Consider the following 24,443-nt stretch of genomic DNA (forward strand, 5'->3'; position numbering starts at 1 on the left):
CAAGGCGAGTGATGATCAAGCCGCTTCAACAACGACCGGCTTACACCGGCGTATAGATCACGAGCTTCAACGCGGGATCGTCGTTGGCCTGGAAGCTGGTGTGCTCGAAGTGCAGCACGCCCTTGGTCGGATGGTTCATGGTCTTGCGCCCCGAGATGGTGCTGCGGATGTCGTGTGCCTCCCACCATTCGACGAATTCCGGACTGCCCTCGCGCAGTCGCGTCAGCAGCTCCGTGAAGGCGGGATCGCCGGCCCAGACGTCGTGATTGGCGCGAAACATCGCCACCATGGCCTTGGCGACGTTCTCCCAACCGGCGCCGTAGGATTTTCGCGCCTGCTTGTTGGTCATCATCAGGAGCAGCGTGTTGCGATCCTGCTCCGGTAATCGCCCGAAGCCGAAGATCTCCTCGGCCGCATCGTTCCAAGCCAGCACGTCCCAGCGCCGGCCGGTGATGTAGGCCGGCTGGTGCAGGCTCTCGATCATCCGCCGAATGGGCGGTGGCACGATTTCGCGCGTGAACGGGCTTCTTGCGCGCTCGCGCGCCAGCGCCTTGAGGTGCGCGTGCTCGGCCCTGCTGAGACGGAGGGCCCGGGCCAGCGCATCCACGGTGGTGACGGACGGGCTCACCGTGCGGCCCTGTTCGAGGCGGATGTACCAGTCGACGCCGATGCCGGCGAGCTGCGCGACCTCCTCGCGGCGCAGCCCCGCGGTGCGACGCCGGCTACCCGCGGGCAGTCCCACCGTTTTCGGCGACAGCTTTTCGCGACGGGACCTCAGGAAGTCGCCGAATTCGACGCGGCGGGGGTCGGCCATGGACGTGCTCCGTGGGGAGGGACAAGGCAATACTAGGATAATACCAGGCCTTCCTGCCGCGCGACAGTCCTCGCATATTCCGTGCACCTCACAATGAGGTGCGAACGAAGGTCGACATCATGAAGGCTGCTGTACTCAAATCTTTCGGATCCCCGCTCGTCATCGAGGACGTCCCCGAACCCGTGCTCGGCACCGGCGAAGTCATCGTGGATGTCGTCGCCACCCGCGTGCTGTCCTATTCCAAGGAAGTGTTCAGCGGTGAACGCAAGTACGCGTTGGACTTGCCCGTCATTCCCGGAGCCGGCGGGGTCGGCCGCGTGCGCGCGATCGGCCCGGACGCAACAAAATTGTCCGTGGGCGACTGGGTGCTCTGCGATCCGACAGTGCGCTCGCGCGACGACGCGATCGCTCCGGACATTCACCTGCAGGGTGTGAGCGCGCGCGGCGAAGGCGGCATGCAGCTACAGAAATATTTTCACCACGGCTCCTTCGCCGAGCGGATGAGGGTGCCGACGGAGAACGTGACGCGGCTCGGCGGACTCAGCGAAGCGGAGGCCGCGAGATGGAGCGTGCTCGGCACCATGCTCGTGCCCTATGGCGGCTTCCTTGCCGCAAAGCTGCAGCCCGGCGAGACCGTGCTCGTGAGCGGCGCGACCGGCAATTTCGGCAGCGCCGCCGTGGCCGTGGCGCTCGCAATGGGAGCGGCCTGGGTCGTGGCGCCGGGCCGCAACGAGAAGATGCTCGCCGAACTCGTGCGTCGCTATGGCGCGCGCGTCAGGCCGGTGAAGCTGACCGGCAACGAGAATGACGACCGCGAGCTGATGAAGCGCGCAGTGCCTGCCCCGATCGATTGCGCGTTCGATATCATGCCGCCCTCCGTCGCCACGACGGTGGTGCGCGCCGCGATCATGACGGTGCGGCCCAATGGCCGCGTCGTGCTGATGGGCGGCGTCAACATGCAGGGCGGTCCAGGCCTGGAGCTGCCCTACAACTGGATCATGCGCGAATGCATCACGATCCATGGCGTCTGGATGTATCCGCGCGATTCCGCGGCTCGCCTGATCGCGCTGGTGCGCGCGGGACTGCTCAAGCTGGAGGAGTACGAGACCACGGCCTTCGATCTCGACCACGCCAATGAAGCCGTGGCGCACGCCGCGGCCAATGGCGGGCCGTTCAAAATCACGGTGATCAGGCCCTGAGCCTGAGGCGGCGGGGGGAGCGCCGTCGTCGATTGTTTTTGGAAGCCCCACCAAGCACTTGGCTACTGTGCATGGGGTTGTTTTCGAAGGTTCTTAGTCGAGTTCGACCACCTGGCCGTGCGACAGCGACACTCGCCGGTCCATGCGGCCGGCGAGTTCCATGTTGTGGGTCGCGATCAGCATCGACACGTGCGTCGCCTTGACCAGCTGCATCAGGGCCTGGAACACGTGCTCGGCGGTCCCGGGGTCGAGATTGCCGGTCGGCTCGTCCGCAAACAGCACGCGCGGCGCATTGGCCACTGCACGGGCGATCGCAACACGCTGCTGCTCGCCGCCGGACAACTCGGCGGGGCGGTGGGTGATGCGGTCGCCGAGCCCGAGATAGCCGAGGATCTCCTTGGCGCGCTTGACGCTCTCGGACTTCTTCAGGCCGCGGATCATCTGCGGCAGCATGACATTCTCGAGCGCCGAGAACTCCGGCAGCAGCCGGTGCGATTGATAGACGAAGCCGATATCGGTGCGGCGCAGCTGCGTGCGCTCGATGTCGGGCAGCTGCGAGGTCGGCGCGCCCGAGACATAGACCTCGCCGGAATCGGGCGCTTCCAACAGCCCCGCGATGTGCAGCAGCGTCGACTTGCCCGAGCCCGACGGCGCCACCAGGGCGACGGACTGGCCAGCCCACAGCGCCAGCTTGGCGCCGTCGAGGATCGTCAGCGGCACCTCGCCCTGCAAGTACTGCCGCTTTATCTCGTGGAGATAAATGACCGGGACATCTTCCGCCCCCTGCTGCTGCTCCATCAGCCCCTCACTCGTACCGGAGCGCTTCGACGGGATCGAGGCGCGCGGCGCGCCACGACGGATAGAGCGTCGCCAGGAACGACAGCGTCAGCGCCATGATGACGACGGCCGTGGTCTCGCCGACGTCGATCTCGGCGGGCAGCTTCGACAGGAAATAGAGCTCAGGCGAGAACAGCTCGGTCGAGGTCAGCCAGGACAGGAATTGCCTGATGGACTCGATGTTGAGGCAGATCACGAGGCCGACGCAGAAGCCGACCAGCGTGCCGACCACGCCGATCGAAGCGCCCGTGATCAGGAAGATCCGCATGATCGATCCCTGCGAGGCGCCCATGGTACGCAGGATCGCGATGTCGCTGCCCTTGTCCTTCACCAGCATGATCAGGCCGGAGACGATGTTGAGCGCCGCCACCAGCACGATCATGGTCAGGATCAGGAACATCACGTTGCGCTCGACCTGGAGCGCGTTGAAGAAGGTCGAGTTGCGCTGCCGCCAGTCGACCAGGAAGACCGGCCGGCCCGCCGCCTCCGTCACCGCCTTGCGGAAGGCGTCGATCCTGTCGGGGTTGGTGGTGAACACCTCGATCGAGGTGACGTCGTTGCTGCGGTTGAAATAGGCCTGCGCTTCGGCGAGCGGCATGAACACGAAGCCGAGATCGTATTCGGACATGCCGATCTCGAACACCGCGACGATCTTGTACGGCTTGATCCGCGGCGTCGTGCCCATCGGCGTGACCGCGCCCTTCGGCGCCACCAGCGTGATGCTGTCACCGGCATGCAGCGAAAGCTGGTCGGCGAGGCGGCGGCCGATCGCGACGCCCTGCCCTTCGTCAAACCCCTCGAGCGAGCCCTGCTTGATGTTCTTGGCGATCGAGGTGAGGTTGTTGAGATCGTCGGAGCGGATGCCGCGCACGAGGACGCCGGAGGCGTTCCATGGCGATGACGCCAGCGCCTGACCGTCCACCACGGGCGCGGCAAGACGAATGCCCCCGACCTGGCTGACGCGCTCGGCGACGTCCTTCCAGTCGGTCAGCGGCGATTCCAGCGGCTGGACCAGGATATGGCCGTTGAGGCCCAGGATCTTGTCGAGCAGCTCTTTGCGGAAGCCGTTCATCACGGCCATGACGATGATCAGCGTCGCGACGCCGAGCATGATGCCGAGAAAGGAGAACCCGGCAATGACCGAGATGAATCCTTCCTTGCGGCGCGCCCGCAAATAGCGCGCCGACAGCATCCACTCGAATGGCGCGAAAGGCGCGGTTTGCACGGTTTCGGTCATGGTCTCATCCATCGCTCGATAATCCCATGATTCGGGGTCAATTGTGGCCGGATTGGCGGCCGCGAAATCGCGCGATGAACAATATTCAGCCGACCAGCCTTCTCAGCCCACAAGTCTTGCGACCGCGTCGGCAGGAGACATGGTCTCGCGCGCGCCGTCGCTGCGCCGCTTGATCTCGACCTTGCCGTCGGCGAGCCCCTTCGGCCCGATCATGATCTGCCAGGGGATGCCGATCAGGTCGGCAGCGGCGAATTTGGCGCCGGCACGCTGGTCGGTATCGTCGTAGAGCACGTCGACGCCCTTGGCGGTGAGCTCGGCATAGAGCTTCTCGCAGGCCGCATCGACCGCGGCATCGCCCTGCTTCAGGTTGAGGATCGAGACGCGGAACGGCGCCACCGCCTCCGGCCACTTGATGCCGGCATCATCATGGCAGGCTTCGATGATGGCACCAAGCAGGCGCGAGACACCGACGCCGTACGAGCCGCCATGGATCGGCACGTCGACACCATCAGGCCCCGCCACCAGCGCCTTCATCGGCTCGGAATATTTGGTGCCGAAATAGAAGATCTGGCCGACCTCGATGCCGCGGGTGTTCACCCGCTTGTCCCCGGGCACCTCCTGCTCGAAGCGCGCGGCGTCGTGGACGTCCTCGGTCGCTGCGTAGAGCGAGGTCCACTGCTTGATGATCGGCGTCAGGTCGCTCTCATAATCGACGTCCTCGCCCGGCACCGGCAGGTCCAGCACGTCGCGATTGATGAACACGCCGGATTCGCCGGTCTCGGCAAGCACGATGAACTCGTGGCTGAGATCGCCGCCGATCGGGCCGGTCTCGGCGCGCATCGGGATTGCCTTCAGTCCCATCCGTGCGAAGGTGCGCAAGTACGCGACGAACATCTTGTTGTAGGCGACGCGCGCCGCCGCCTCGTTGAGATCGAACGAATAGGCGTCCTTCATCAGGAACTCGCGGCCGCGCATCACGCCGAAACGCGGACGCTGCTCGTCGCGGAATTTCCATTGGATATGATAGAGATTCAGCGGCAGGTTCTTGTAGGACTTCACATAGGCGCGGAAGATCTCGGTGATCATTTCCTCGTTGGTCGGCCCGTACAGCAGCTCTCGCTTGTGGCGGTCAGCGATTCGCAGCATCTCCGGACCATAGGCATCGTAGCGGCCGCTCTCGCGCCAGAGATCGGCGAGCTGAAGCGTCGGCATCAAGACCTCGATCGCGCCGGAGCGGTTCTGCTCCTCGCGCACGATCTGCTCGATTTTCTTCAGCACGCGGAAGCCGAGCGGCAGCCAGGCATAGATGCCGGCCGCCTCCTGCCGGATCATGCCGGCGCGCAGCATGAGCCGATGCGAGACAATCTCCGCCTCTTTCGGATTTTCCTTCAGGATGGGCAGAAAGAACCGCGACAACCGCATGGTAATACTCTGGGAATCAGTGATCGCCTGCAGTGAAACCGGATTGGGAGCGAAAACACAAGACCGGGAATGAGGAAAAGCCGCTAACGCGGCGAAATTCCTGTCATTTTTCCGTTGCCTTCAGGTTTGACTCGAGGAGCATCATGTTCTGCAAAGCCGGCGAGCCTAGGGCGGCGGCACCTCGAGTTCATCCGCGAGCGTGATCTTCTCGAAATCGCTCACGAGCGCCTCGATCCGGACGCGCCAGCGGCCGGCGAAGGGCAACTCGACCTTGCGCACATGCCAGTAGCCGTCCGGCCCGAGCGAGGCGCCCCGGTCCATCGGCTCGATACCGCGCTCGGGCAGGCTGAGCGTCAACGTCACCTCTTTGGCTGCCAGGGGCGTCCCCTCACCGGTCATGAGCTGGAGCACGAAATCGTCCTTGCCGACCATTCCAGGAGACACCAGCACCTGGAACATCGCCTTGTCGCTGTGGATGTGGATTGCCAAAGGCGTCTCCGGAACAATCGTTCGCGGCGGCGGCGTGAAGCGCCAGCCGGCGACGACGGCGAGGATGGCGAGGGCGACAGCACATTCGAGAAGGATCGAGCGCTCGAGGATGGCCCGGGCTCCGCGATCGCGCGCGAGTGCCGGGGTGAAGCGGAAGCGGTTGAGCGCCGCAAGTACGAGCAGCATGAGGACCAGCGCGAGCTTGGTCGAGAGGATGAGGCCATAGCGGGTCTCGACCAGCGCCGAAGCCTTTTCGAGCTGAACAATGGCAAGGGCAAGCCCCGACAATGCCAGCACGCCGACGGCCGGCATGGCGATCGCCGAGAAGCGGTTCACGACGGCAAATGTCGCTGGTGTCGGCTTCGACAGTAAAGCCGCCAGCGGAGCAAGAGCGCCGATCCACAGCGCAACGCACAGGCCGTGAAGAAACATCGCCGGTCGCATCATCATCTGAGGCGGCGCCGTTGCGGCGTGCCCGCTCATGGCGAGCGACAAGCCCACACCGACCACCGCCATCATCGCAAGAGCCCGCGAAGGCCAGGCGCTGCGCAGCGCCAGCCGAGCGAACAGCATCGCGGCGGTGGCAACAAGAAACGCGCGGCCGGCACTGGTCGCGAACGCGACCTTCCAAGGCGCGGCCGTCGCGAGCGCCGCCGGCGGCAGGCCGAGGAGATCGAGACCAAGCGCACCGAGGGAGACCACGGCGCTCGGAAGGCCGACCGCGAGCGCCACGCGCGGCACGGTCGTGCCAGTCAACGACCGTGATATCCAGCGCGCGAAACACACACCGCCGACACCAACGAACAGTCCGAGGTAGAGGCCAACGCGCGCCAGCCAGATCAGCGCGCCCAACCCGTTGCCCGTACTCGCCGGCGGCTTCGTGTCCGACGGCGTGCCGACCGAAAACATCACCGATCCGACCACCGGATGGCCATCCTGCGAGATCACGCGATAGCTGATGACCGCGGTTCCCTCAGGTAGATCCGCCGGCATCGCCACGGAAATCGTTTCGCCCGACGCACTGACACGCGAATCGTCCCGCGCCCTGCCCGCCCCGTCGATCAGCCGGATCGCGCCCGGCGTCACCGGCTCGTTGAACCGCAGCTCCACCACCTTGGGCGCGGTCGCGAGCCTGCTGCCGCTCGCCGGCTCCACCGAGATCAGCGCCGCATGCGCGAGCGCACCGCTCGCAAAGCCCGCAGCGAAGAGCAGCGTCGCGAGCGCGGCGAGGAGGCGCATCAGGGTTTGGGCAGGAGCTTCACGCCAGGCGCCGGCGACTTGCCCTCATGAGAATGCCCTGCCCCCTCGGTTGGGATTTCGATCCAGCGGCTGACGCCGGTCTCGCATTCCTGAACCACGGGGAAGTACAAGGTCGTGTTGGCCTTGAGCTTGTCGGTGAGCACCGTGTGCATGATGAACTCGTCATAGTTCTTGTCCAGCAGCTTGCCGCCGGACCACGCCACCTCCTTGACGCCGGACGAGAGCTTATTGCCGTGATAGTCGTATTCCCCGGCATATTTTCCCTCGACGACGTCGATGGTCCAGCCGGCCTTCGGCATCGGCTTCACCGCAATCACCCCTTCCGGAATCTGCACGCGGAGCTTCACCGTCGGCGAGCCCCCGCAGCCATGCGGCACGGTGAAGACCGCCTTGTAGGACGCGCCGATGGTGGCCTGCTTGGTCTCCAGCGAGACATGCGCGCTTGCGGGCACGGCTGCCAACAGGCATGCAGCCGTCGTGGTGGCGTAAATCGAACCTATTCGCATTGGAGCCTCACTTGTTCATAGATGCATTGCGGCACCGGCCGCCTTGGCTGCAGATTCTGCTTCGCGAATTAGGTCCTGCCGCCGCTTCAAGACATCGCCCACCAGCGCAGGACCGGCACGCTCGGGTGATCCGGAATCGAACGGCGGCTTTGGATCGTACTCGATCACGAGCTGAATTCGTCGTGCAACCTCTTCGCCCGCCAACCGAGCGGCGATCGCGAGCGCAAAATCGATGCCGGCCGTCACGCCGCCACCCGTCACTCGGTTGCGATCCTCGACGACGCGATCGGTCCGCACCACCGCACCCATCTGCGCGAGCAGATCGCGAACATACCAGTGCGACGTGGCCTGATAGCCCCTCAGCAGCCCGGCGGCGCCAAGCAAGAGCGAACCGGTACAAACGCTAGTGACGAGGCGCGCCGATCCACCCTGCTGCTTGAGGAATTCGATAGTTTCACGGTCCTGCATCGCAGCGACCGTTCCCTTCAGACCTCCAGGCACGAACAACACATCGAACATCTGCGGGGCGCTCTGGAAGGTCGCCGTCGGCGCAACCGGCAAGCGGACATCGGTTGTGACCGGCTGCTCTGTTTTGGCTATCAGATGGACATCAGCCTGCATAATGCTGAACACGGTGAGCGGACCGGCCAAATCAAGCAGGATCATGTCCGAATGGATCAACAGGCCCACGCGCGGTCGTGTCGGCGACGCCAGCTGCGCAAGTGCAGGCGGCGCGACGAAGTTGAGCAAGGATACAGCGGCAAGCGTCGCGTTGAACTCTCTTCGATCCATGCTGTTGCTCCACCAGTTATGAGCAGATCATGCCCATCACTTCTTCATTCCCGAATGATCCGGCATTTTCTTCATGTCCATGTGACCCGAGTGCCCGCCATCGCCCGGGGCCTGCGCGCCGACGCCCTGGACGTCGAGGGCGACAGTGATCTTTCCGGCCTTCTCGAACTGAAGCGTCACCGGCACCTTGTCGCCCTGCTTGAACGGCCCCTTCAGCTCCTGAAGCATCAAATGATTGCCGCCGGGCGCGAGCTTCACGGTCTTGCCTGGATCGATCGCGAGTCCCTTGTCGAGCGCGCGCATCTTCATCACGCCGTTGTCCATCGCCATCTCGTGAATCTCGGCCTTGCCTGCGATGTCGGCGGACACGCTGACCAGCCTGTCGGCCGCGTTGCCCTTGTTTTCGATCGTCAGATAGCCGCCGGCGACCTTGGCGCCGCCCGGCGTTGCCCGGCTCCAGGCCTGCGAGATGACGAGATCGCCGGCCTTGACGTCCTCGGCTGCAACCGCCGCGCTGGTGCCGAGCAGCATGGCGACGGCGAGAAGCGAAAGCTTGATCCTGTTCATTTGGTTCCCTCGGTTTTGATCTGATCGAGCACGGTCGGTCGTGGTGGTCTCGGAAGCCTCAGTGCGCTTACCATCGATACCTTATTCCGGTGTAGACCGCCCGGCCGGCGCCTGGCTCGAACAACGCCGACGTCGCGGTGGCGCGATCGATGATACTGGCGCTTGCAATGTAGGTCTTGTTGGTGAGGTTTCGACCCTCGATATAGGCGGAGAACGGCCCGCCATTGTCGAAGCCCGCTTTCAATCCGAGCAGTGCGTACGGCTCCGTCGTCAACGTGTTCATACTGTCGACAAAATAGGCTTGCGGCACCCATTCGACGTTCGGACCGGCATAGAACCCGGTCGGATGCTTGTAGAGCAATTCGGCGCGCAAATAGTGACGCGGCGCACCGGGCAGCTGGTTGTTGCCGAACGTCGGGTCGCTATCGAAGCGAAAATCGTTATAAGTATAGGCAAGGTTGAGCCAAACTTTGTCGGGCGCTCCTCCTTTCACGAAGATGTCGCGGAAGATTGCTGCCCCTGCCCCAGCCTCCACGCCCTGATGGACGGTTCGGTCGGCATTGGTCACGTTGCAATTGCCGAAGGCGCTGTAGAGGCACAGCAGCTCATCGCGGATATTGGCGCGATAGGCGGTCAACTCCCACGAATAGTCGGGCCGTCGCATGCGCGTCCCGATCTCGTAGGTCGTCGCAATCTGCGGACGGATACTGGTGAACGGAATCGTCGGAATGCCAGGACCGCGCGCGCTCTCGCCGAAGCTCGGCACTTCGGCGCTCCGCGAAACGTTGGCGAAGGCCTGCCACGTCGGGTCGATCTGCCACAGCAGGCCCGTCTTCGGCGACCAAAGATCAAAGCGGGTTGCTCCCGACTGGTCGCCGTCGCTAAGAAACCGGTCCCGCCGACTGCGCGTCGCATGCAAAAATTGAGTGCCGGCAATCGCGGCGACGTTCGGCAGAAAGTAGAAGCTGTCCTCAACGTAAACCGAGGTGTTCTCCGAGCGATCGACCGACGACGACAGCAATGCCCCCTTCTGTCCGGCAATGTTGGCAAATTGCTGGTTGTCGATGCTGCCATTCAACAAGTTGACGCCCGCGACAAGCCTGTTGCGGTAACCGCCGATAATGCGGTCGTCCGTAACTTTCGCGAAGCCGCCGTAATCCTTGTAGCGATAATCGAGCCACTGGAAGATCGGATGCATGAGGTGCCGGTCGACGCCGAAGGCACCGAACTCGAACCTGGTGTCGTCGAATCGGATCGTCGTTTTGTTTGCCAGCCTGACCGTGTCGATGTTGCGCTGCTGGTCCATGGCAACGTTCGCCGGAGCCGCGGCCTCCGGATTGGTCAAGGCAGACACCTTGGTGACGGTTCCTGGAATGCGTTGCCGCACCTCGTTGGCGTTGAGATAGAATCGCGTCTCGAAATCCGGCGAGAACTGGTAGCCGACATTGCCGCTCACGCGGTTGCCCGAGCCGAAGCTGTGATCGCGGAAGCCGTCCGTGACCTGCGTCGATGCGGTGACGAAACCATCCCATGGCCCGTTGGCGCCCCCTGCATTGGCCTGCAGTCGCCTGAAGCCGAAGGCTCCCACGTCGAGCGAGACGCCATTCGGAAATCGGTCGCGTCCCGATGCAGTCACGAAGTTGACGGCGCCTCCCAGCGAATTGGCTCCGAACTGCAGCGCATTCCCGCCCTTGTACACCTCGACGTATTTGTAGGCGGTCGGGTCGATCTCCTGGAAATCGCCGTAGCCGTCGGCCGTGTTGATCGGGATGCCGTCCATGTAAAGCTGCACGCCACGCAGATGGAAATTGCGCGACAGGCCGGATCCGCGAATCGAAAGCCGGGTATCGTCGCCCCATTTCGGCTGCGCAAACACGCCGGGCACGTAGTCCAGGACATCCTTGATCGTGCTGGCAGGAGTCGAATTCCGGTAGGCCTCCGCTGTGACCAGCGCTACGCCGCCCGGTGTCTGGTTGATCTCGCTCAGCGCCTGCTGGGCGGTGAGAACCGTCAGGGCACCGGGGCCGGGGCCCCCTTCGGAAGCTGCCGTCGGTTGTGCAGGCGCAGTTGCAGGCGCGCGGGCCCGCGTTGATCGCGCGGCAGCTCGCTGTGCGCGGGCTGGTGAGGCCCGTTTCTCCCGCGGCGCGTCGACCGTGACGGGAGGAAGCTCGCCTCGGTTTTCCTCCGCAATCGCATTGGACGGCACAACGAGGGCAGAAGCTGAGGCAAGCAGAATTCCGGGTGCAGAAAGCAGTCGAAAAAAGCCTGAACGAGGCATGAGGTCATTCCTGATGCCGGCAGAGAGCCGGTGCATTGCGATCCCGGCACGGCCGAAGCCGGCTCGGAGCTGAAGGTTTCGCGGATCAGGAAATGCGAGGGGGAGCGCGTGCCCGGGCGCTCGAACCGTCGACGGCGGCGAGGACGGGCGCGTTCGCCACATGCCAGACGATGCGGGCGATGGGGCGGACGGGAGTTGAGAACGCCGCATGGGGCGGCTCGTCGAGCGAGGCGCCAGCGTGCGCGAGGCAGCAAAGCGCACATGCGCCGGCTTTTGCGGCCGGCGTCCCGGTCTCGTCTACCGGGCCGCCCTGCTCAGTTGCACCGTGGCAGATGATGGCGGCAGAGAGCGGATCGGCAACGGCCTGGCCCGCCGCGAGACAGGCGGCGATCGGCGCCAGCACCTGCATCACCAGGGCGAGCAGGACCAGAGGCAGGAATTTTTGCAGGCGTGCGCGCATCCGGCGAACCATTCGTTCGTGCGCTAACTAAACACCGCGCCGGCCCGCGAGTCGAGGTCGGTTCCGCCGGCTACTTGGCACACCGCAAATTTCGCTAAAAACTGGGGCCGGAGCCCCCCTCCTGCGGCTGGCGTCCGGCATTTGAGGCAGCCGCCCCGCCCCCGCCCATCCACAGATTTCTTATATTTGTCATGCGCTTAGGCGGCTAAAAGCCCGATCATTTCGTCAGCTGCTGTTATTTTGAACATTCGTTGCTGAAAATGATGACAAGTGAGAAAAGTTGATCTAGCATCCTCTTGCTCAGGCGCTGACCGCGAGGTCGAGGCCTGGTGGTCCAAGTCTCGGGAGGAGCCCCTGGCGCGCAAAACGCAGCGTCGCCCCGTCAATCAAGATCAAATCTTAAGATCGGGGATAATAGGGTCGACACAATTTTTGAGCGGGGCCAGGGCCCCGCTCTTTTTTTGCCCGCGCGGCTGAACTGTCGATGAACGCGGCCTCTCATCCCATCGAAGACAGCTTCGAACGCGCCGCCTCCCGCTGCGCCGATCTCACGTCCCTGGTCTACCAACGTCTGTTCGATTAGCATCCGGAAACGCAGGCGATGTTCCGCTCGGACGGCGGCGACCTCGTGAAGGGATCGATGCTGGCGCTGACGATCGAGGCGATTCTCGATTTCGCCGGCGAGCGCCGCGGACATTTCCGGCTGATCGCCTGCGAGCTCGCCTCGCACGATGCCTATGGCACGCCGCGCGAGCTGTTCGTCGCGTTCTTCGCCGTCATCAGGGATGCGCTCCGCGATCTGCTCGGCGATGAATGGACGCCGGCGATCGCGCAGGCCTGGGATACATTGCTCGCCGAGATCGATGCATTCGCCGCCGCGCCCACTTGACGCTTTGCGCTGCACCAACATGCGGGCGCGACGACGCTGCGGCTGATTGCGGATTGAGTGCGAACAACTCTTGTGAGAGACTTTCGGACATCGGTAGCGCTACCAATGACGCGCCGACGACAAATATATATGGGAGCGAGCGATGTCCGGGACGAAAGATTTCTCGACGACGAGGCGCGATCTTCTTCAGGCGGCTGCGACCGCCGGCGCCGGGGCTGCCCTGTTCGGCAGCATGGGCATAAACCCCGCACTGGCCGCCGAGGTCGGACGCAGCGAGAAGCCGCTGAAGGCGGCCTTCTCCAATGCCGGTCTTCAGGCCACCTGGTGCGCGCAAGGCAAGCAGGCCGCGGAATTCTGGGGCAAGCTGTTCAATGTCGAGGTCACCTGGTTCGACGGCCAGCTCGATGCAGTGAAGCAGCGCGCGGCGATCGACAACATGGCCTCGCAGAAATGGGACTTCGTGGCGATCCAAGCCTTCGGCATCGGCACCCTCACCCAGCCGGTGCAGAAGATGATCGACGCCGGCACGCCCGTGATCGACATGGACACGCTGATCGCGCCACTCGACCAGATCAACGTCCACTCCTTCCTCGCCCCCGACAACGAGTTCATGGGCGCATCGGTGACGCAGGCGCTGTGCAACGCCATGGGCGGCAAGGGCAAGATCATCATGACGCAGGGCGCGCTCGGCCATACCGGCGCGCAAGGACGGGCGAAGGGCTTCAACTCGGTCGTCAAGCAATTCCCCGGCATCGAGGTGCTCGACACCCAACCGGCCGATTGGGACGTGTCGAAGACCGCACGTCTCTGGGAGACCTATCTGACAAAATACCCGCAGATCGACGCGGCGTTCTTCCACAATGACGACATGGCGCTGGCCGCCGCCAACATCATGAAGGCGCGCAATCGCACCAACATCCTGATCGGCGGCGTCGACGCCATGCCACCGGCGATCCAGGCGGTGAGCGAAGGCCGCATGTTCGCGACCGTCCGCAATCCCTCCTGCCGCATCCATGGCGGCGCCATCATCGCGGGCGTCTCGGCCGTGGTCGGCGGCGAGAAGAGCGGACAGGGCATTCCGAAGAACGTCGTGACCGATGGCCCTGTCGTGACCAAGGCCAACGCCGCCGGGATGCAGTGGATGCAGGACCACTTCCTGATCTGAGCCTCAGATCTGAACTTTCATGATCGTGGGACAACAGCCCATCCTGGAACTGCAGGGCATCACGAAGAGCTTCGGCGGCGTCGAAGCGCTTCGTGGTGTCGACTTCGCGCTCTATCCCGGCGAGATCCATGGTCTCGTCGGCGAGAACGGCGCCGGCAAAAGCACGCTGATGAAGATCATCGCCGGCGTGCACACCGAGTTCTCAGGCCGCTTCCTGGTCGACGGCCGGGACATGCATTTTCGCTCGGCGCGCGATGCGCACGCCGCCGGCATCGCCATGGTGCACCAGGAGCTCAGCGTCGCGCCCGACTTGACGGTGGCGGAGAACGTCTTCCTCGGCAATCAGCCGACCAACGCCCTCGGCCTCGTGCAATGGCGGCGGATGGCGCGCGAGGCGGGCGAGCAGCTCGCCCGCTTCGGCATCGACGTCGACCCGATGGCGCGGCTCGGGGATCTCCCGATCGGGCTGCAGCAGCTGATCGAGATCGCGCGCGTGCTGTTCTCCGGCGCACGGATCGTCATTCTGGACGAGCCGACCTCCGCCCTCTCCCCGCCCGAGGTCGAGCGGCTGTTCACAACGCTCCGGCGACTGCGCGAGGAAGGCACCGCCATCGTCTTCATCTCGCATTTCATCGAGGACATCCTGCTGGTGTCCGACACGGTGACCGTGTTCCGCAACGGCCGGAAGGTCGCGGAGACGGCGAGCGCGGCGACCAGCAAGGGCGCGCTGATCGAGGCGATGATCGGCCGCGGCGGCGAGGCGCTCGAGCATAGCTACACCGACGACCTGATGCTGCCGCAGCCGAGCGACCGCAAGGTCGTTCTCAAGGCCGACCAGCTGTCGCTGTCCCGCAGCCTTCAAGACGTATCGTTCGAGGCCCGCGCCGGCGAGGTGCTCGGCATCTACGGCTTCATGGGCTGCGGCCAGCAGGAGCTGTCGCGCATCCTGTTCGGCAAGCTGAAGCCGGACAGCGGCACGCTTGCAGTCGAAGGCGTGCCGAAAACTTTCGCCAGCACGGCTGCGGCGCGCCGCGCCGGCGTGGCGCTGGTGCCGGAGAGCCGGCGCGACATGCTGTTTCACCAGGAGCCGGTCTACAAGAACATCTCGATCAGCATCCTCGACCGCATCTCCTCGCTGCTGCTCAAGCCGGCGCAGGAGCGCGACATCGCGAGGCGCCAGGTCGAGCAGCTGCAGATCAGGCCGCCGGTGGTCGGCCTCGACCTCGGCATGCTCTCGGGCGGCAACCAGCAGAAGGTTGCCCTCGCAAAATGGCTGACCTACCCGCCCAAGCTGCTGGTGCTGTGCGAGCCGACCCGCGGCATGGATGTCGGCGCCAAGAACGACGTCATCAACATCGTCCGCGATCTCCGCGCCAAGGGACTTGCCATCATCGTGCTGTCGACCGAGCCGGAAACGGTGCTGTCGCTGGCCGACCGTATCCTCGTGCTCAAGCGCGGCGCATTGGTACGAGAATTCAAGAACGAGCCGGTCAGCAAGGACCGCCTGCTGGAAGCGGCGTGACGGAGAAGCATATGAGCAGCGAGACGGCTTTGGCGACAGGACAACGGGCGCGGGGCCTTGCGCCCTTCCTGCGCTCGCAGATGCGCAACATCGCCCCGTTCCTGACGCTGATCTTCCTCACCGCCTTCTTCGCCTTCGCCAGCCCCTCCTTCGCGACGATCGACAATCTCGGCAACATCCTGACGCAGGTGTCGGTGACGGGCATCATCGCCGTCGGCCTCACCTTCGTGATCCTCTGCGCCGAGATCGATCTGTCGATCGCCAGCATCGCCAACGTCACCGGCATTGCGGTCGCCTACTTCACGCTGCAGGAATCCTACGTCAACATCGCCAACATTCCCCTGCCCGGCGCGGTCGCGATCATCCTGTCGCTCCTGCTCTGCGCCCTGCTCGGTCTCGTCAACGCGCTCGGGCTGACCGTGATCGGCATCCCCTCCTTCATCATGACGCTTGCGATGATGCAAATCGCCGCCGGCATCTCGGCGCTCCTGGTGCGCGGCCAGATCGCCTACAAGGTGCCGAGCCTGATCACGACGCTCGGCTCCGGCTCAATCGGCGGCATCCCCTGGATCGTCATCGTCGCGGCCATCATGCTGCTCGGCGGCCATCTGGTGCTGACCTACACGCGCTTCGGCCGCTACGTCTACATGGTCGGCGGCAATCGCGAGGCGGCCGAATATTCAGGTCTGAACGTCAAGCTGATCCTCGGCGCGGTCATGGTGATCTCGGCGGTGTGCTCTGGTATCGGCGGCATGCTCGGCGTCGCCCATTTCGGCAGCGCGCAGCAGAACGAGTTCGACACCTACCTGCTCGATTCCATCGCCGCCGTCGTGGTCGGCGGCACCAGCCTGTTCGGCGGCCGCGGCGGCATCGGCAACACCATCGTCGGGCTGTTCGTCCTCGGCGTGCTCAACAACGGTCTCGACCACGTCAACATCGACAGCTTCCTGAAGATCCTGATCCGCGGCCTGATCCTGTTGGCGGCGCTGGTCATCAACGTCTATGCGCAGCGCTTGAGGGAGAAAGCGGCGGAGTAGACGGCCGGCAAAACAAAAAGTGCGAAAACAACCCCATGCACAGTAGGCGAGGCCAGCGGAATCAATGACTTGCCGGCGGGTGTCGTGAACTTGCGGATTTTACGAAGCCGATTTGCTCCGTCGGGCAAAACAGGGGTATGATGTCATCATCGGCAGCCGCCTCGAAGACCCGTGGCTTACCCCGTCATTGCGAGCGCAGCGAAGCAATCCAGAGTCCCTCCGCGGAAAGATGCTGGATTGCTTCGCTGCGCTCGCAATGACGAGGTGGCGGCAGAACGGCGGTCCGGGATCACCGTTATCGCGGGGTCAGCGGGTGCGGTCTAATCGCGAGAAGCGGAAATTGCAGTGGCTGGCGCCGCCCGCCAGCGTCTGGGTCCGTTCCAGGCGGATGCCTCGCGTGGCGTAGGCGTCGAAGTCGAGGCCGCAGATGTTCGGCAGGATCTCCTTGTCGCCGTGGCGCGCCGCGAGCTTGCAGAAGCCGCAGGTCTTGTAGTCGATGCCGAACTCGAAGCTGTCTTGCGGGCCCGGCTCGACGAAATCGTAGACGAAATCTTCCGGAAACTCTGCTTGGTGAGCTTCTGTAAGGCTTCTTGCCGCCTGTTCGCGCATCAAGGCTTGGTTCTCCGGTGACATGAATTGATGCCCCGCGGCGAGGCGCTCGGCTTCGGGAATCGTCAGCAGCTGCGCCTTGTAGGTTTCCCGCTCGATCTCGCCGATCACGGGCACCGGCACGCCGTGGCGCCGCAGCACCCGGCTGATCGCCATGAAGCCGGTCAGGCGCATGAAAAAATCACTCATGCGGCTTGCGGCGCCGCCGACATAGGGCATCTGGGTGAGGACGATCGCGAATTCGTCCATCACCTCCCACCTGATTGCGTCGATGTCGGAGAGATGCGCGCGCTCGCGAAGCATCGCTTCGGCAAGGTCTAGTCGCTCGCGCATGGCGGCTTCCATCGCGCGGCGGTGCGTCTGGTAGAACGGATGGATCTCAGCCATTGGACACCTGATATGATTGGCTCATTGCAACATCGACGCCGCCGCCTCATTCCGCGGCGATCGCCTCGATCTCCAGCAGCCATTTGCTGTCGACGGTCTCGACGACCACGACGGTCAGTGCCGGCTGGTGCTCCCCAAGCATGGCGCGGCGAATGGCGCGGTTGGGGACGACCTGACTGCGGTCGGTCAGGAACGTGGTGACCTTGACCAGGTGCTCGACGCCAAGACCTGCCGCGGCGAGCACTTCCCTGACGTTGCGCCAGGCCTGCTCGCATTGCGCCTCGAAGCCGTCAGGCACGGTGCCGTCGGACTTTTCAGGGACCTGGCCGCTGATGAACAGCAGGCGGCGATGCTGCTTCAGCTCGAGCCCCATGCAGTAGCCGCCGACGGGTGGGTGAACCGTTGCGGGATTGTGGCTGACGAAGTGAGTTTGGGGCATGGGTTTTCTCCGGGTTTGCGCGTCAAGCGTATCCGGCGGCATCATCCTTTCGCAAAGCATCATTGCTGCGGTTCAGCGCAAGAAAATCTATTGCAGGGACGCGGCCCATCGGTGTCAAATGCAGTTGCGATGACATACGCCCTGCCCCCGCTCAACGCGCTCCGCGCCTTCGAGGCCGCCGCGCGCCATCTCAGCTTCAAGCTGGCCGCGCACGAACTGCACGTCACGCCCGCGGCCGTCGGGCAGCAGGTGAAAGCGCTGGAGGCGCGCCTCGGCGTGCAGCTGTTCGAGCGGCTGCACAAGCAGCTCATCCTCACGGAGGCCGGCCAGGCCTATCTGCCCGGGATCTCCGAAGGCTTCCGCCACATTGCCGAGGCGACCACGCAATTGAAGCCGTCAGGCACCGTGCTGCTGCAGTTGGGCGTCCACGGCAGCTACGACCTGCGCCGCCTCGAACTTGCGGCGTTTCGCAGCGCATATGCGGAGATCGGCTTGCGTGTGCTGCAGCCCGCCGGCCTGCACGAGCTCGTCGAGGGCAAGGTCGACCTCCTGATCGCCCGCGGCGTGAGCCACCATCCGGGCTATCGCTGCGAACGGATCAACGAGGGATCAGGCGCGGGTGATTGGCTGGTAGCGCCGGAAGGCACGGCGGATTGTCCGGAGATCGTGAGTTTTCGGGCATGGCTGCGCGCGCTGCCCGCGGCAAAGCCGCTTGCAAATCGCCGCCCGCGTCTGGTCGGCGGCGTCGGGAGTTGACCGGGCTAAAGGTTGCGGGCCGAGGCCCTGGCTCCCCGTTCAGCTCAACGCACCCTTACCCGTATAGAGAAAAATCGCGGTGGCCGCCTAGCGCGCGTCGTCATAGACCCGCGCCGCAGTTGGAACGCGGATAAGGTCCGCTGTGCTCCTGATAGCCGCCCAGAAGCCGGCGTCACCAGACGTCAGAGTTGGGCCAACGGCGATCATGGCGCCCGACCGCATGGCAGGCTAGTTGTTATAGAGTCCTCGCCTTAGGGGCAGCTTGGAGAATTGCACGTTGACACGATCCAGAAGGTCGATCGTCGCTTTAGGTATCTTTCTGGCGTCGGTGGGCGCCGTGGTGCTCGGGCGTATGGCCTATGTCGAGGCGTTCGGCAGCGATGAGATGGATTACCGCGGCGAGAAGATCCGGCTGTCAAAGAAGTATGTCGATTACGACGACTACAAGAACGATCCCGCCAACCTTGCAGCATCGGAAATTCCGCGCGTCGAGAAGCTAATGACAGATGCGAAGGTTGGCCCGCTTTTCGCGGACTGGCACGACGTCGCGCGTCAGCTCAGCAATATCAAGGTTCCGGGCTACGGCATGGGAAGCGCTGACGACGTGGTCGCCGTTGGACGAGAGTTTGCCGTCCGCTTTATGGAAATCCCGCAAGTCGCCAAGGAACGCTATTTCGTTCTGGAAAAGCTGGAAGGGGGGAGGTTTCGTCTGGCTGATGATTTTGTGGCGCCGCGCGACCCTGGGTCGGCCTTTGCGCGGATATCCTCCATTCGCCTCGCTGACGACAGACTGATTTATGCCGACCGCAATGGCAGGGTTGTCCGCGAGACGCCCGTGGCACGCTAAGGCGCCGACTTTCATTCCATCTGCCGCTCACCAGGACTAGAGTCCGCTTAGGGTCAATCGCGAGGTTTTGGCCCGGTTTACGTTAGGTCCGATCTACCCCTTACAGCCGACATATCCTCGGCCGTGGGGATGCGGCAGCGATGGGCCAACAGCCGACATCGCGCCGGTGTCGGAATTACGAAAGAGGCCGCCCGATTGAGGTGGCCTTTTTTATGCTTCGGCGTTCGTTTTTACTTCTTGCGCGGATCGTCGGCTGGATCGATGAACACGATGCCCCCCGGCCCGGTGAATACAATTTGGACCATCGTTTCTTCGTTTGTCGTCCATACATAATGGGGGTGCTTTGCCGGCAGCGCGAAGACGGAGCCCGGCTTCAATATCTCGCCTTTCGAGGGATCAAACCTTTCCCCCATGGCGTTCCCAAAGCTGCCACTCATCACGGTGACGACCTCGGCATAGGGATGAGTATGCGGCGGAACTTTATAATTCGGCGGGAATTTCACCCGCTGGACTATCGTCTCGGCCTTTGTTGGGTCACCGATCAAGATGGCGGTTTGCACGCCCCTGAAGACCGGATGCTCTATCCACGTCACCCCATCGGGCTTGACCACCTTCATCGCATCTTGAGCCATCGCAGAACTTGCCAACGCGATCAAAGTAGCAGCGACAAAGGACTTGTTCATCCTAACCTCCTCCCATATTGCGGAGCTGGAAGGCCCAATAGGATACAGCAAAAATACTCAGACTGAACCGCATAAAATTCATTTTTGCATGGGCTTGAATCGTCCATCGCAAACCAAGTCCGAATTGGGTCTTGGCTGTGTGCAAACGGATGGTCGGCACGCGGCCGTGGGTCGCCAATCATTGCAGGCGGCCGATGTTCTCGCGTCGGATCGTCCAATGACCGGCCAAAGTAGGTATCGCGACGCGGTATTGCGCTTTTGGACGCACTTTCCGGGCTTCAGGCGGCGCGGATGGCTGCAATCAGGCGCGGTTTGCCGACGATGTTCATCACCCGTGTGAGGTTATAGGCGAGAACATGCAGCGCCATTTCGGCGGCGACGTTCCGTAGGCGCTTCATCAGGAAGTGGGTCGCCCCCATACGGGCCTTGATCGTGCCGAAGGGATGCTCGACCGTCTCGCGCCGCCTCCGCATGGCGTCGGGGTCGGAATCGAGCCGTCTCTGGACCTCCTCGACCACATGCTCATGCTCCCAGCGTGTGATGCGGCGCTCCTTGGACGGCGTACATTGGCTCTTGATTGCGCAGCCTTGGCACGCTGCTGTCGACCAGTAACGGCGCAGCGTCATTCCATGCTCGATGTTGGTATAGCGATAGGGCAGCACCTGGCCGGACGGGCAGCGGTAGACGTCCTCGTCAGGTAGATAGGCGAAGTCCTGTTTGCCGAACCGACCCTCCGCCTTGGCGTTCGACGTCATGGGCTTGGGCAGCGTGACTGCAACGCCAGCCTCTTTGCAGGCCAATATCTCCTCTCCGTCGAAGTAGCCACGGTCGGCGACCGCCTCGAGTTTGTCCACTTCGAGCACTTCTTTGGCTTGCTTCGACATCCGAGCAAGCTGCCCACGGTCATTGCCGACGTTTATGACCTCATGCGTAACAATCAGATGGTGTTCGGTGTCCACCGCGACCTGGACATTGTAGCCGACGACACCCGATCCGCGTCCACTGGTGGCCATCGAACGGGCATCCGGATCGGTCAGCGATATCTGTTGATCCGGCGTCTTGCGCATCTGCGCATCGAGCACTTCCAGGCGGCCCATCTCCTGCTTCAGTCGAGCGATCTTTTCCTTAATCCTCGTTGGTCTTGATGCTGATCGCTTCCGATGGCTCCTGCCGATCGGCGCTATCCAGTTGACGCAGATATCGCCCGACGCTTTCCTCGATCTGCGCCATCCGCCTCGCCATCTTGGCATGTGTGAAGTTGCGATCGCGGTTGTTCACTGCCTTGAACTTGCTGCCATCGATTGCGACGCTTGGGGTCTGCAACAGGCCCATTTGCCGGCATAGCGCAACGAACTTCGCACAAACCTTCCGAAGCGCCGCACCATTGTCCTTCCGGAAATCGGCGATCGTCTTATGATCGGGAGCCAGGCGGCCGATCAGCCACATCACCTCGATATTGCGGCACGCCTCACGTTCCAGGCGGCGACTGGATTGCACCCGATTGAGATAACCGTAGATGTAAAGCTTCAGAAGGACTGCCGGATGATAGGAAGGCCGGCCCGTCTCCTTGGCGATCACACGCTCAAATCCCATTCCATGCAGGTCGAGCGCCTCGACAAACACGTCGATCACATGGACCGCGTTGCCCTCGTCTACCCAATCCTCCAGACATTCCGGCAAGAGCGTCAGCTGGGATCTGTCCGCGCCTTCAACGAAGCGTCCCATCCGTATCCCCCCATTAGGAAACGGAGGAATCGTAACCGACTCGCGGCTTTTCACACAGCCAGGGTCACAAGCAGCGGTCATGGCGGGCACGGCCCTGCGACCGGTCTGCCGCCGATAGCCAACGCGGCAAAGGCCCGCCACTTTGCTCGGAACGGGCCAGAAGCTGAAGCCGCGTCCTCGCGCAAGTTGGTTAGTTGGATCATGATTAGTTTAGTATGCAGGACCTCAAAAGGTCGCGGCGATCGCAGGCTCCGTACTCAGAACCGTAAACCGGGAAGAAATTGCTCGTTTCCATGCTGAGCTCGGTCTGAGCGCGAACGAGCATCAACACGGGCGCGCATTCGCGCTCTTTCCATGTCCCAGACAAACCTCGGTCAGTCCGGCTGACGGGTTTCAATTTAGCGGCAACGAATGTTAGAGCTCAGTTTGGCGCTGCGGTCTGATCCATTGTAGAATATGGTGGGTTGGTGGGCCGTGGTGCGGCATGGTGCACGAGCGGGTCCGAGTCGAGCGTAGATTATCGGCGATCTTGGCCGCCGACGTGGCTGGCTATTCTCGGCTCATGCATAATGACGAAGAGGCGACCCACGCCAAGCTGACAGCACTCTTCGCCGGAGGTGTTGAGCCCGCAATTGCGGAGCACGGCGGCCGCATCGTGAAGAACACCGGCGACGGGTTTTTGGCGGAGTTTCCAAGTGCGGTCGAAGCGGTGCGGGCTGCCATGCAATTCCAGTCCCGCATCAACGAACTTACCAGCGACGATGCAGAGGACAGGCGCATTCTCTTCCGTGTGGGGCTCAATATCGGCGACATCATCGTCGAATCCCATGACATCTTTGGGGACGGCGTCAACATCGCGGCACGGCTCGAGAGCATCGCCGAACCCGGCGGCATCTGCATCTCTCAGACGGTCTTCAATCACGCGCGCGACAAGGTGTCTTTCGACGTCGAGGAAGCGGGCGAGAAAACTCTCAAGAACATCGCCCGGCCCGTCCACGTTTACCGCATCATCATCGACCCAGGCCCGCGGACCGCAACGCTCAAACGCGGGGTTCCGGCGCTCGCGTTGCCTGACAAACCCTCTGTCGCCGTGCTGCCGCTGACCAATATGAGCGGCGACCCCGAACAGGAATTCGTTTCCGACGGTATTGCCGAAGATGTGATCACGGCGCTATCGCGCTATCCCTCGTTGTTCGTCATCGCTCGGAACTCGTCGTTCACTTACAAAGGGCGAGCGGTTGATGTGAGACAGGTCGGGCGCGAGCTTGGCGTCCGCTACGTGCTCGAAGGTAGTGTGCGCAAGGCCGGCAGCCGGATCCGCGTGACCGCGCAGCTCATAGAGGCGGCGACCAGCAATCATGTCTGGGCCGAGCGCTACGACCGCGACCTCGCTGATGTTTTCGCCGTGCAGGATGAGCTTACCGAAGCGGTGACGACTGCGATCGCCCCCGCCATTGCGGACGCCGAACTCCGACGCGCCATGCGCAGGCCGCCGGGGAGCCTTGATGCCTGGGCAGCCTATCAGCGCGGCCTGTGGCATCTGAGCAAAGCGACCGCAGACGACGATGAGATCGCGGAGAACTTCTTCAGACAGGCGATCGATCTCGACCCGACCTTCGGCGGCAGCTACAGCGCGCTCGGTCTCTACCAGCTGCAAGCGGCCGCGCTTTACCAGAAGATGGAACTGCGGGATGCGCAACGCTCGGCGGAGGCCTTGGCCCGCCGGGCGGTCGCGCTGGATGGCGCCGATGCGGAGGCCCGTTCGTGCCTTGGCTGGGCCTTGCAAGCCCGCGGCGAGGCTGAAGATGCGTTGGCGGAGATCGAGCGAGCTCTCTCCATGAGTCCAAATCTCGCGATCGCGCATGGCCATCGAGGCGCGACATTGATCTTTGCCGGCCGGCCCAAGGAGGGGGTCATGGCTCTCAACGCGTGTATCAGGCTCGATCCCCGCGACCCCTATCTGGCAGTCCGCTTGTTGCACATTGCATGCGGTTTATATTTCTGCGGCGAATACGAGGCTTCGATTGAGGCAGCAAAACGTCTGATCCGGTCGTATCCCGATTTTCCGATGATCTACCGCTGGACCGCGGCGGCGCTGGGCCAGCTTGGCCGCGCGGCGGAAGCGAAGGAAGAACTGGAAAAGGCCATCTCGCGCGCACCGGGAGCATTCGACATGTATGTCCGCAACAGAGCTCCGTGGTTTCGGCCAGAAGACCACGCGCATCTCGTCGACGGTTTGCGTAAGGCCGGCTGGAGGCAATGGGAGAACAAGGGACGATGAATGTCGCCTCGGGGTCACGAGCGCTAGTCTGGACCTGAGCCGACGACTTCCGGTTCAGCCCTGTCTCCGGACGTGCCCCATGCCGCGCAAACCGTCGCGAACGGCCACAAGCCGAACCCAAGTCGATAACATGCGGTCACCGCTTTCACGACGGTAATCTATTCATAACTGGGGCAGGCGCCCGGCAGGGGACGAACAATTGCGACATGGGGCCAACCGAGACTCGTCACTTAATCGTGTTG

20 protein-coding genes and 2 pseudogenes are annotated in these 24,443 nt (G+C 63.2%); 8 read left to right on the forward strand and 14 right to left on the reverse strand.

Annotation, left to right across the window (positions count from 1 at the left end; genetic code table 11):
• Window positions 1-40: 40 nt before the first annotated feature.
• On the reverse strand, window positions 41-814 hold the full coding sequence (locus N2602_RS21315) for a helix-turn-helix transcriptional regulator (protein WP_260379323.1): 774 nt from the start codon (window positions 812-814) through the stop codon (window positions 41-43).
• Between the two features lie 119 nt (window positions 815-933).
• On the opposite strand from N2602_RS21315, the gene N2602_RS21320 reads away from it, so the two are divergent.
• Window positions 934-2,013, forward strand: coding sequence for a zinc-binding alcohol dehydrogenase family protein (locus N2602_RS21320; protein ID WP_260379324.1), 1,080 nt, complete (start codon window positions 934-936; stop codon window positions 2,011-2,013).
• A 93-nt stretch (window positions 2,014-2,106) separates the two neighbouring features.
• On the opposite strand, the gene N2602_RS21325 is transcribed toward N2602_RS21320, so the two are convergent.
• The 9 genes from N2602_RS21325 to N2602_RS21365 form a co-directional block, all read right to left on the reverse strand.
• Window positions 2,107-2,811 (reverse strand): ABC transporter ATP-binding protein, encoded by a 705-nt coding sequence (locus tag N2602_RS21325; RefSeq protein ID WP_212257241.1) that lies wholly within the window; start codon window positions 2,809-2,811, stop codon window positions 2,107-2,109.
• A gap of 7 nt (window positions 2,812-2,818) precedes the next feature.
• A complete protein-coding gene (locus tag N2602_RS21330; RefSeq protein WP_260379325.1) occupies window positions 2,819-4,099 on the reverse strand; it encodes a lipoprotein-releasing ABC transporter permease subunit in 1,281 nt (426 codons plus the stop codon).
• Between the two features lie 90 nt (window positions 4,100-4,189).
• A complete protein-coding gene (gene proS, locus N2602_RS21335; protein ID WP_172783563.1) occupies window positions 4,190-5,509 on the reverse strand; it encodes a proline--tRNA ligase in 1,320 nt (439 codons plus the stop codon).
• Window positions 5,510-5,674: 165 nt separating this feature from the next.
• A complete protein-coding gene (locus N2602_RS21340) occupies window positions 5,675-7,237 on the reverse strand; it encodes a CopD family protein (protein WP_260379326.1) in 1,563 nt (520 codons plus the stop codon).
• A complete protein-coding gene (locus N2602_RS21345) occupies window positions 7,237-7,764 on the reverse strand; it encodes a YcnI family protein (protein ID WP_172783561.1) in 528 nt (175 codons plus the stop codon). The genes N2602_RS21340 and N2602_RS21345 overlap by 1 nt, the downstream gene beginning before the upstream one ends.
• Before the next feature lie 15 nt (window positions 7,765-7,779).
• Entirely contained in the window at window positions 7,780-8,556 is a 777-nt protein-coding gene (locus N2602_RS21350; protein WP_260379327.1) for a DJ-1/PfpI family protein, read from the reverse strand.
• A 36-nt stretch (window positions 8,557-8,592) separates the two neighbouring features.
• Window positions 8,593-9,123, reverse strand: coding sequence for a copper chaperone PCu(A)C (locus tag N2602_RS21355; protein ID WP_172783559.1), 531 nt, complete (start codon window positions 9,121-9,123; stop codon window positions 8,593-8,595).
• A 67-nt stretch (window positions 9,124-9,190) separates the two neighbouring features.
• The gene (locus N2602_RS21360; RefSeq protein ID WP_260379328.1) at window positions 9,191-11,401 is read right to left on the reverse strand and encodes a TonB-dependent receptor family protein; all 2,211 of its coding nucleotides are present in this window, start codon (window positions 11,399-11,401) and stop codon (window positions 9,191-9,193) included.
• An 85-nt stretch (window positions 11,402-11,486) separates the two neighbouring features.
• The gene (locus N2602_RS21365; protein WP_260379329.1) at window positions 11,487-11,861 is read right to left on the reverse strand and encodes a DUF2946 domain-containing protein; all 375 of its coding nucleotides are present in this window, start codon (window positions 11,859-11,861) and stop codon (window positions 11,487-11,489) included.
• A gap of 484 nt (window positions 11,862-12,345) precedes the next feature.
• Between N2602_RS21365 and N2602_RS21370 the strand changes: the two are divergent.
• From N2602_RS21370 to N2602_RS21385, 4 genes and pseudogenes are all read left to right on the forward strand, one after another.
• A pseudogene (locus N2602_RS21370) lies at window positions 12,346-12,750 on the forward strand (globin).
• Between the two features lie 142 nt (window positions 12,751-12,892).
• Window positions 12,893-13,915, forward strand: a complete 1,023-nt coding sequence (locus N2602_RS21375; protein ID WP_172783556.1) for a sugar ABC transporter substrate-binding protein — start codon at window positions 12,893-12,895, stop codon at window positions 13,913-13,915.
• Between the two features lie 19 nt (window positions 13,916-13,934).
• On the forward strand, window positions 13,935-15,437 hold the full coding sequence (locus N2602_RS21380) for a sugar ABC transporter ATP-binding protein (protein ID WP_260379330.1): 1,503 nt from the start codon (window positions 13,935-13,937) through the stop codon (window positions 15,435-15,437).
• A gap of 11 nt (window positions 15,438-15,448) precedes the next feature.
• Window positions 15,449-16,474 carry an ABC transporter permease gene (locus tag N2602_RS21385; protein WP_260379331.1) on the forward strand — a complete coding sequence of 342 codons (1,026 nt, stop codon included), beginning with the start codon at window positions 15,449-15,451 and terminating at the stop codon, window positions 16,472-16,474.
• A gap of 306 nt (window positions 16,475-16,780) precedes the next feature.
• On the opposite strand, the gene N2602_RS21390 is transcribed toward N2602_RS21385, so the two are convergent.
• Window positions 16,781-17,470: an L-2-amino-thiazoline-4-carboxylic acid hydrolase gene (locus tag N2602_RS21390; protein WP_260379332.1), complete on the reverse strand. Its 690-nt coding sequence runs from the start codon at window positions 17,468-17,470 to the stop codon at window positions 16,781-16,783.
• Between the two features lie 46 nt (window positions 17,471-17,516).
• Window positions 17,517-17,909, reverse strand: coding sequence for a RidA family protein (locus tag N2602_RS21395; RefSeq protein WP_260379334.1), 393 nt, complete (start codon window positions 17,907-17,909; stop codon window positions 17,517-17,519).
• A 129-nt stretch (window positions 17,910-18,038) separates the two neighbouring features.
• On the opposite strand from N2602_RS21395, the gene N2602_RS21400 reads away from it, so the two are divergent.
• Window positions 18,039-18,665, forward strand: a complete 627-nt coding sequence (locus N2602_RS21400; RefSeq protein ID WP_260379335.1) for a LysR family transcriptional regulator — start codon at window positions 18,039-18,041, stop codon at window positions 18,663-18,665.
• Between the two features lie 277 nt (window positions 18,666-18,942).
• A complete protein-coding gene (locus N2602_RS21405; protein ID WP_172783550.1) occupies window positions 18,943-19,512 on the forward strand; it encodes a hypothetical protein in 570 nt (189 codons plus the stop codon).
• A gap of 230 nt (window positions 19,513-19,742) precedes the next feature.
• On the opposite strand, the gene N2602_RS21410 is transcribed toward N2602_RS21405, so the two are convergent.
• Together N2602_RS21410 and N2602_RS21415 are read right to left on the reverse strand one after the other, a co-directional pair.
• Entirely contained in the window at window positions 19,743-20,195 is a 453-nt protein-coding gene (locus N2602_RS21410; protein ID WP_172783549.1) for a cupin domain-containing protein, read from the reverse strand.
• A gap of 278 nt (window positions 20,196-20,473) precedes the next feature.
• Window positions 20,474-21,920: pseudogene (locus tag N2602_RS21415) on the reverse strand (IS1182 family transposase).
• A gap of 484 nt (window positions 21,921-22,404) precedes the next feature.
• On the opposite strand from N2602_RS21415, the gene N2602_RS21420 reads away from it, so the two are divergent.
• Window positions 22,405-24,201, forward strand: a complete 1,797-nt coding sequence (locus N2602_RS21420) for an adenylate/guanylate cyclase domain-containing protein (RefSeq protein WP_260379336.1) — start codon at window positions 22,405-22,407, stop codon at window positions 24,199-24,201.
• The last annotated feature ends 242 nt before the right edge of the window (window positions 24,202-24,443 follow it).

The sequence above is a fragment of the Bradyrhizobium sp. NC92 genome, assembly GCF_025200865.1.
GTDB lineage: Bacteria > Pseudomonadota > Alphaproteobacteria > Rhizobiales > Xanthobacteraceae > Bradyrhizobium.

Coding starts and splice junctions, on each gene's coding strand:
- N2602_RS21420 (WP_260379336.1), top strand. CDS start 22,405: ATGGTGCACGAGCGGGTCCGAGTCGAGCGTAGATTATCGGCGATCTTG.
- N2602_RS21315 (WP_260379323.1), bottom strand. CDS start 814: ATGGCCGACCCCCGCCGCGTCGAATTCGGCGACTTCCTGAGGTCCCGT.
- N2602_RS21380 (WP_260379330.1), top strand. CDS start 13,935: ATGATCGTGGGACAACAGCCCATCCTGGAACTGCAGGGCATCACGAAG.
- N2602_RS21350 (WP_260379327.1), bottom strand. CDS start 8,556: ATGGATCGAAGAGAGTTCAACGCGACGCTTGCCGCTGTATCCTTGCTC.
- N2602_RS21345 (WP_172783561.1), bottom strand. CDS start 7,764: ATGCGAATAGGTTCGATTTACGCCACCACGACGGCTGCATGCCTGTTG.
- N2602_RS21365 (WP_260379329.1), bottom strand. CDS start 11,861: ATGCGCGCACGCCTGCAAAAATTCCTGCCTCTGGTCCTGCTCGCCCTG.
- N2602_RS21360 (WP_260379328.1), bottom strand. CDS start 11,401: ATGCCTCGTTCAGGCTTTTTTCGACTGCTTTCTGCACCCGGAATTCTG.
- N2602_RS21390 (WP_260379332.1), bottom strand. CDS start 17,470: ATGGCTGAGATCCATCCGTTCTACCAGACGCACCGCCGCGCGATGGAA.
- N2602_RS21375 (WP_172783556.1), top strand. CDS start 12,893: ATGTCCGGGACGAAAGATTTCTCGACGACGAGGCGCGATCTTCTTCAG.
- proS (WP_172783563.1), bottom strand. CDS start 5,509: ATGCGGTTGTCGCGGTTCTTTCTGCCCATCCTGAAGGAAAATCCGAAA.
- N2602_RS21355 (WP_172783559.1), bottom strand. CDS start 9,123: ATGAACAGGATCAAGCTTTCGCTTCTCGCCGTCGCCATGCTGCTCGGC.
- N2602_RS21330 (WP_260379325.1), bottom strand. CDS start 4,099: ATGGATGAGACCATGACCGAAACCGTGCAAACCGCGCCTTTCGCGCCA.
- N2602_RS21410 (WP_172783549.1), bottom strand. CDS start 20,195: ATGAACAAGTCCTTTGTCGCTGCTACTTTGATCGCGTTGGCAAGTTCT.
- N2602_RS21320 (WP_260379324.1), top strand. CDS start 934: ATGAAGGCTGCTGTACTCAAATCTTTCGGATCCCCGCTCGTCATCGAG.
- N2602_RS21395 (WP_260379334.1), bottom strand. CDS start 17,909: ATGCCCCAAACTCACTTCGTCAGCCACAATCCCGCAACGGTTCACCCA.
- N2602_RS21325 (WP_212257241.1), bottom strand. CDS start 2,811: ATGGAGCAGCAGCAGGGGGCGGAAGATGTCCCGGTCATTTATCTCCAC.
- N2602_RS21340 (WP_260379326.1), bottom strand. CDS start 7,237: ATGCGCCTCCTCGCCGCGCTCGCGACGCTGCTCTTCGCTGCGGGCTTT.
- N2602_RS21385 (WP_260379331.1), top strand. CDS start 15,449: ATGAGCAGCGAGACGGCTTTGGCGACAGGACAACGGGCGCGGGGCCTT.
- N2602_RS21400 (WP_260379335.1), top strand. CDS start 18,039: ATGACATACGCCCTGCCCCCGCTCAACGCGCTCCGCGCCTTCGAGGCC.